This window comes from Stomatobaculum longum (assembly GCA_000242235.1).
GTDB classification, from domain to species: Bacteria; Bacillota; Clostridia; order Lachnospirales; family Lachnospiraceae; genus Moryella; species Moryella longum.
In genome coordinates this window covers 641,867-647,240 of record JH590861.1, presented here as the reverse complement: position 1 = coordinate 647,240, position 5,374 = coordinate 641,867, and the positions used below count along the sequence as shown (strand labels likewise).

Annotated in this window: 2 protein-coding genes, 5 tRNA genes and 1 rRNA gene; all 8 read left to right on the top strand. The window is 55.1% G+C overall.

What is annotated here, in order from left to right; translation table 11 throughout:
* Positions 1-2,330 (top strand): 23S ribosomal RNA (locus HMPREF9623_RS02940); the annotation flags it as partial.
* A 63-nt stretch (positions 2,331-2,393) separates the two neighbouring features.
* Positions 2,394-2,465: transfer RNA gene (locus HMPREF9623_RS02935), tRNA-Glu, on the top strand.
* 22 nt (positions 2,466-2,487) lie between these two features.
* Positions 2,488-2,561: transfer RNA gene (locus HMPREF9623_RS02930), tRNA-Ile, on the top strand.
* Positions 2,562-2,573: 12 nt separating this feature from the next.
* A tRNA-Asn gene (locus HMPREF9623_RS02925) sits at positions 2,574-2,646 on the top strand.
* Between the two features lie 4 nt (positions 2,647-2,650).
* A tRNA-Asp gene (locus HMPREF9623_RS02920) sits at positions 2,651-2,724 on the top strand.
* A 24-nt stretch (positions 2,725-2,748) separates the two neighbouring features.
* Positions 2,749-2,834: transfer RNA gene (locus HMPREF9623_RS02915), tRNA-Leu, on the top strand.
* A 107-nt stretch (positions 2,835-2,941) separates the two neighbouring features.
* Positions 2,942-3,592: a type I phosphoribosyltransferase gene (locus tag HMPREF9623_RS02910; protein ID WP_009532405.1), complete on the top strand. Its 651-nt coding sequence runs from the start codon at positions 2,942-2,944 to the stop codon at positions 3,590-3,592.
* 190 nt (positions 3,593-3,782) lie between these two features.
* Positions 3,783-5,374, top strand: a 1,592-nt coding sequence (locus tag HMPREF9623_RS02905; protein ID WP_009532404.1) for a carbohydrate-binding domain-containing protein, incomplete at its 3' end; no start/stop codon positions are given.

Genomic DNA, 5,374 nt, shown 5'->3' with positions numbered 1-5,374 from the left:
AGTGGAAGTGCGATACATGAACGCACAACCGCGTACTTTTTGTAGAACGGTCCGGCGAGTTGCCGGTGCTGGCAAGGTTAAGGACTACAGGTCCGGAGCCGAAGGGAAACCGAGTCTTAATAGGGCTTACAGTCAGCATCGGCAGACCCGAAACCGGGTGATCTATCCATGTCCAGGTTGAAGTCCCCGTAAAAGGGGATGGAGGACCGAACACACATCCGTTGAAAAGGGTGGTGATGAGGTGTGGATAGGGGAGAAATTCCAATCGAACCCGGAGATAGCTGGTTCTCCTCGAAATAGCTTTAGGGCTAGCCTCGACTTAGTCAGACGGAGGTAGAGCACTGAATTCCTGAGGGGGCGTCAAAGCCTGCCAAGGGATATCAAACTGCGAATGCCGTCCTGATGATGGTCGGGAGTCAGACTGCACGAGATAAGTTGGGCAGTCAAAAGGGAAAGAGCCCAGACCTACAGCTAAGGTCCCAAAATACGTGTTAAGTGGAAAAGGATGTGGGATTTCGAAGACAGCTAGGATGTTGGCTTAGAAGCAGCCACACATTCAAAGAGTGCGTAATAGCTCACTAGTCGAGAGGTCCTGCGCCGAAAATTTCCGGGGCTAAAACACGATACCGAAGCTTAGGAATGTAGTAATACATTGGTAGAGGAGCAATCTCAGAGTGCCGAAGCGCTACCGCAAGGAAGCGTGGAGTTCTGAGAAGAGAGAATGCCGGAATGAGTAGCGAGAATGATGTGAGAATCATCATGGCCGAATATCCAAGGATTCCAGGGTAAAGCTGATCTGCCCTGGGTAAGTCGGGACCTAAGGCGAGGGAGAGATCCGTAGTCGATGGACAGCAGGTTCATATTCCTGCACCTGACATGATCAGAACTGTGGGGACACAGGAACAAAACCGGACCCGGGAGAGCAAAGACCGGGCGAAGCGAAGCTAGGAGTGTGGTAGGCAAATCCGCCGCACAATCCGAAAGCGTGATAGGGAGCGAAATATAAGTAGCGAAGCCGGTGGAGGGACTGTCGAGAAAAGCCGCTATTGTATCATGTCAGCCCGTACCGCAAACCGACACAGGTGGATGAGGAGAGGATCCTAAGGCCGGCGGGAGAAGCATTGTTAAGGAACTCGGCAAAATGACCCCGTAACTTCGGGAGAAGGGGTGCTGCAGAGATGCAGCCGCAGAGAAAAGGCTCAAGCAACTGTTTAGCAAAAACACAGGTCTATGCGAAACCGTAAGGTGAGGTATATGGGCTGACGCCTGCCCGGTGCTGGAAGGTTAAGAGGAGAGGTTAGCGAAAGCGAAGCTTTGAATTTAAGCCCCAGTAAACGGCGGCCGTAACTATAACGGTCCTAAGGTAGCGAAATTCCTTGTCGGGTAAGTTCCGACCCGCACGAAAGGCGTAATGATTTGAGCGCTGTCTCAACAATGCACCCGGTGAAATTGAAGTACCAGTGAAGATGCTGGTGACCTGCGCCAGGACGGAAAGACCCCATGGAGCTTTACTCCAGCTTGATACCGGGATTCGGTGTTACTCGTACAGGATAGGTGGGAGGCTAAGAAGGAAGGACGCCAGTCTTTCCGGAGCCGCTGTTGGGATACCACCCCTGTGGCACTGGATTTCTAACCTACATCCGTGATCCGGATGGGGGACAATGTCAGGTGGGGAGTTTGACTGGGGCGGTCGCCTCCGAAAGTGTATCGGAGGCGCTCAAAGGTTCCCTCAGAATGGTTGGAAACCATTCGAAGAGCGCAAAGGCAGAAGGGAGCTTGACTGCGACACCGACGGGTGGAGCAGGTACGAAAGTAGGACTTAGTGATCCGGTGGTATAAAGTGGGATTGCCATCGCTCAACGGATAAAAGCTACCCTGGGGATAACAGGCTTATCACTCCCAAGAGTTCACATCGACGGAGTGGTTTGGCACCTCGATGTCGGCTCATCGCATCCTGGGGCTGAAGTCGGTCCCAAGGGTTGGGCTGTTCGCCCATTAAAGCGGTACGCGAGCTGGGTTCAGAACGTCGTGAGACAGTTCGGTCCCTATCCGGCGCGGGCGTAAGATATCTGAGAGGAGCTGTCCTTAGTACGAGAGGACCGGGATGGACTGACCACTGGTGTACCGGTTGGGGAGCAACCCCATGGCCGGGTAGCCAAGTCGGGACGGGATAAACGCTGAAGGCATCTAAGCGTGAAGCCCCCCTCAAGATGGGATATCTCATGCGAAAGCGGTAAGACCCCTTGAAGACGACAAGGTAGATAGGAGAGAGGTGTAAGCGTGGTGACACGTTCAGCTGACTCTTACTAATCGGTCGAGGGTTTAACCAAAGGGTTTGGGAAAAGAGATGAATAGATAAGAAATTCTGTGTGCGATTTTCAGGGTGTAAAGATGGCCCCATGGTCAAGCGGTTAAGACATCGCCCTTTCACGGCGGTAACACGAGTTCGAACCTCGTTGGGGTCACTAGAGTTTAGGAACTCACCTTGGAGCTTTAGCTCAGCTGGTTAGAGCAGTCGGCTCATAACCGATCGGTCCCGGGTTCGAGTCCCCGAAGCTCCACTTCAGTAGTATTCCTTGTTAGCTCAGTCGGTAGAGCACGCGGCTGTTAACCGCGGTGTCGTTGGTTCGAGTCCAACACGAGGAGTTTTGGCCCGATGGCTCAGTTGGTTAGAGCGCCGCCCTGTCACGGCGGAGGTCGACGGTTCAAGTCCGTTTCGGGTCGCTGCATCAGGCGTTGATGCGATTTGCCGGCGTGGCGGAATTGGCAGACGCCCAGGACTTAAAATCCTGTGGTCAGTGATGACCGTACCGGTTCGACCCCGGTCGCCGGCAGGATTCAACACAGAACTCAGAGCGTAAGCTCTGGGTTTTTTTGTTGCATTCACCGCGGAATTCTTTTACAATAATGCTACAGGAACTTGTCAAAAGGAGGAAGCGTTATGCAAAATACAAACGATACAAAGGTTTATACTGCCGGCTGTGATGCACCTCTCAAGATCCGCAAGGGGCATTTTGCCTCGAATCACGCGCACATTAACTACTACATTGATGTGACGACCTTAAAGACAAGAAGCGGCGAGGCCAAGGAAATTGCGCGTTATCTGACGGGCACTTATCTCTTCGGCACGGTGATTGACACCATCGTCTGCATGGAGGGAACGGATGTGATCGGCGCTTACCTCGCGGAAGAGCTGACCAAGGAGGGCTTCCTCTCCACGAATGCGCATAAGACCATGTATGTGGTACACCCGGAATTCAACTCGAACTCGCAGCTCATCTTCCGCAATAATCTGCTCCCGGAGATTGCGGGCAAGAACATTATGGTGCTGATGTCAAGCATCACGACGGGGCGCACGCTCGATAAGGTGCTCGAGTGCATTCAGTACTACGGCGGCACGCTGTCGGGAGTCTCGGCGATTTTCAGCGCCTGTGAGACCTATCACGATATCCCGATTTCGGCGGTGTTCGGCAAGAAGGATATTCCGGACTACGCGTCCTATGACTATCGGGAGTGCCCGCTCTGCAAGTCCGGCGAGAAGCTGGATGCGCTGGTGAACGCCTACGGCTTTGCAACGCTCGGCGACAATTAAATCGATTGGCAAACAGTTCAAAGAAGCTGTCCGCAGATTTGCGGACAGCTTCTTTTTTTCACAGAGTCTTCACAGAAATGCCGGTTCCTTTCAGCTTCCTTTCAGCTTCGCTTGATAAAGTGTGACCATCAACAAACAAACACCCGAAGAAATCCTTCGGTGCCATGATTTGGCGGAAAGGAGTAATCTTATGAAAAAGAAACACCTTGTACTGACGGCGGCAACTCTCTCCCTCGCAATGGCGCTCGGCGCCTGCGGAAGCTATGCGGGCGCGGCTACAAGCCTTGCGGCGCGGAGTGCAACGGAGGCGAATGCGGAACACAGAGAAGGCACTGTGGAGAACACGGCCGATGCAACCGTCATCAGCGCGAATGGCAGTGTCATCACAGTTACCGGCGACGGAGCGGTTGCTGCAGACGGCACAGTGACCATTCAAAAGGCAGGCACTTATGTGCTTCGCGGAAACTTCGCCGAAGGTCAGCTGGTGGCGGATGCAGAAGAGGGCGCGGAAATCAAACTGGTCTTTGACGGCTTCACAATCAGCAATTCGACCAATGCGCCGCTGGTATTCGAGAGCGGAGCGAGCGTCACAATTGTCCTGCAGGATGGCACGGAGAATGCGGTCTCGGATTTGAGAAGCAGCTCGGAGGACAACAAGGCTGCCATCTATGCGAAGTCAGACCTCACGATTTCCGGAAACGGTACCCTTGCGGTACAGGGAAATGCAGAGGATGCGATTCACAGTGAGGCGAATGTCACCGTGGAGGGCGGCACGCTCACTTTGAAAGCGGGAGATGACGGCATCCACGCGGATGAGACTCTGACTGTTCGAAACGGCAATATCAATGTCACGGAGTCCGAGGAAGGACTGGAAGGTCTGGTCGTAGACATTCAGGGCGGTGTTATCACGGTGACCGCAAAGGATGACGGCATCAATGCCTCCGACGGGGCCGGCAGCGACGCGGCACCGGGGCAGGCAACCGAGGGCGCAGCTGTTCGCATCAGCGGCGGCATGGTCACCGTCAAGGCCGGCGGCGACGGCATTGATTCGAACGGAGATCTCACAATCAGCGGCGGCACGGTTGTGGTCGACGGTCCCTCGGACGGCGGGAATGCGCCGCTTGACTACGACGGCAAGGGCGTGATTACCGGCGGCACTGTCTTCGTGACGGGGGACAGCGGCATGTTTCAGACGCTAAACGACAGCGGTTCGACGCAAAAGAGCTTGGTCGTTTCCCTCAATTCGACGCAGGGGGCTGGGACTAAGGTGAAGATTGCGGATTCGAAGGGCAATGTGGTATATGAGAATACCGCTACGACGCAGGCATTTAATACGCTGCTCTTCAGCGCCGCGGATCTGAAACAGGATGAGAACTATACTGTGACCGTCGGAAGCGAGAGCCGGACCGTGACTGTGAGTGACAGTGCGAATATCAACAGTGAGAATGGCGGAAACCACGGTGCCCCGGGCAGCAAGCCGGAAGGACGTCCGAACGGACAGCGCCCGGAGGACAGATCGGAGAACGGCGGCCGGCAGGACAATCGCCGGAATGGCAGAGGTGAGCGAAACGGTCGTCCGAGCGGCAGAGGGCAGCAGAACGACGATGCACTCGGAGAGGACAGAGACGGTGAGGTGCGCGACGACCGCGGCGTAGAGCAGCGTGGCGATGGACAGCGCCCGGAGGGTAGATCGGAGAACAGCGGCCAGCAGGGCGGCAGAAATCAGAACGGCAAGCGCCCGGAGGGCAGATCGGAGAACGGCGTCCGGCAGGGCGGCAGAGG

What these genes read in the sequence shown, in the direction of transcription:
- HMPREF9623_RS02910 (WP_009532405.1), top strand. Translation starts at nt 2,942, where the DNA reads ATGCAAAATACAAACGATACAAAGGTTTATACTGCCGGCTGTGATGCA.